2 protein-coding genes are annotated in these 1,457 nt (G+C 73.2%); both read left to right on the forward strand.

Annotated elements, in window-relative coordinates; genetic code table 11:
* The first annotated feature begins 157 nt into the window (after window positions 1-157).
* Window positions 158-361 carry an acyl-CoA carboxylase subunit epsilon gene (locus AC1DP0_RS21800; protein ID WP_478088665.1) on the forward strand — a complete coding sequence of 68 codons (204 nt, stop codon included), beginning with the start codon at window positions 158-160 and terminating at the stop codon, window positions 359-361.
* A 101-nt stretch (window positions 362-462) separates the two neighbouring features.
* Window positions 463-1,457 (forward strand): protein kinase domain-containing protein (locus AC1DP0_RS21805; RefSeq protein WP_478088667.1); only part of this gene is annotated, 995 nt, incomplete at its 3' end.

Genomic DNA, 1,457 nt, shown 5'->3' on the forward strand with positions numbered 1-1,457 from the left:
TCATCAGCCCGTCGAACACGCGGATGAACGTCACCCGGGCCCTGCGCGCGCTGCAGAACAAGCGCGAGACGCTCCCTCCCAAGAAGCACGGGAACATCCCGCTGTGACCGGCCGACCCGCGACGCAGGAGCCTGGATCGGTCGGAACGGAGAGTCTGGTGAGCGAAGCGAAGTCCGTGCTGTCCGTGTCGGGCAACCCGACCCCCGAGGAGGTCGCGGCGCTCGTCGTCGTCCTCTCGGCCCTCGGCGGCGAGGAGCCTGCTCCCGAGCACGCACGCTCGGCGTGGTCCGACCCGTCCTGGCGGCTCGTCGGCCCGTCCCGCACCCGGGACGGCTGGCGCACCAGCGCCCTCCCGCGCTGACCCGCTGGGTCGGTCGCCGGCCGTCCGCCGAGCGCCGGGCGGGCGCCGGTGAGCCGCTTCGGTTGGCCCACGGAGGGGCGCGTCATCTACAGTCGATGCCCATGTCTGTAGACTCCTCACCCGCCGTCCGCATCGCGCAGCGCTACCTGCTGGGCGAGCGCATCGCCGTCGGCGGCATGGGTGAGGTGTATCTCGCCACCGACGAGCGCCTCGGGCGACAGGTCGCCGTCAAGGTCCTCTCCCCCGCTTTCGCCGAGTCCCCCGACTTCGTCGAGCGCTTCCGCCGTGAGGCCCTGACGGCCGCCGCGCTCTCGCACCCCAACATCGCGCAGGTCTACGACTACGGCGTCGACGGCGCCTCCCACTTCATCGTCATGGAGTATGCCGAGGGCTGGGACCTCGCCCACCTGATCCGCGAGCACGGCCGGATCACCCCCAGCGACGCCGTGCGCATCGCCGAGCAGGTCTGCGCCGCCCTGGCAGTGGCCCACCGTGCCGGGGTCGTGCACCGGGACGTCAAGCCGGGCAACGTCATCGTCCGGCCCGACGGCATGGTCAAGGTCACGGACTTCGGCATCGCCCGCGCGCTCGGGCAGGCGTCGATCACGGACACCGGCACGATCATGGGCACCGCCGCGTACGTCGCCCCGGAGCAGGCCCGCGGGGAGCCCACGACCCCGGCGTCCGACCTCTACTCGCTCGGGATCCTGCTCTTCCAGATGCTCACCGGCGCCGTCCCCTTCGAGGGCGACACCCCGGTCGCGGTCGCCATCCGCCACCTCGACGAGCCGGTGCCGTTGCCGAGCTCGCGCGTGGCGGACCTGCCCGCCAACCTCGACGAGGTCGTCGAGCGGGCCACCGCGAAGGCGCCCGCCGACCGCTACCCCGACGCCGACGCGATGGCCGCCGCGCTGCGGGTCCACGAGACACGCGCCGACGCCGCCACCCGGGCCCTCCCGCTGGGCGAGGCGACCGCGGTCCTCGACCTCGGCGCCACGGTGTCCACCCCGACTGCCGGCCCTTCCTCCAGCACGGCCTCGAACACGGCCTCGAACACGGCCTCGAACACGGCCTCGAACACGGCCTCGAACACGGC

This window comes from Terrabacter sp. P5_B1, assembly GCF_056400505.1.